Below are 406 nucleotides of genomic sequence, written 5' to 3'. Positions count from 1 at the left end.
ACACAGCACACTCCTATTCTCAAGCGCGTCGGCGCTGTCTTGTTGGTAGTCGGCTTGATCGACATTGCGGTGATGATTTACTGCATTGCCAACCGCATTTCGTATTCGTCGAGCTTCAACATATTTGCGGTATTCGCTGGCATCTTTCTGCTGCGTGGCAGTCTTCGGGCGGCTTCGTTAGTTCGGTGGTTCGCTGTTTTTATGCTTGCAGCTTTCGTTGCATTGCTGATTGCATGGCCCTTCATGCAGCCCTTCGCCCTTACGCTCACACAGTTCCGCCTTAATCCGGGTACGTCATTTGCTAAGTTCACATTTATGGCGTTCGTTCTAGGCCTCTTTGTTTGGCTAATTAGGGAACTTGGGCGCGAGCCAGTCATAGCCGCCCGTGCCAGCGCTGGGAGAAAAC

The 406-nt window shown here is 52.2% G+C and carries 1 protein-coding gene; it reads left to right on the top strand.

Annotation, left to right across the window (positions count from 1 at the left end):
• Window positions 1-406: hypothetical protein (locus AC1D1Y_RS26640; RefSeq protein WP_477684989.1), on the top strand; the 406-nt coding region annotated here is incomplete at both ends.

The organism is Polaromonas sp. P1_G1 (assembly GCF_056405595.1).
Note: the sequence above shows the minus strand (reverse complement) of the source record. Positions and strands in the feature narration are given on the sequence as shown.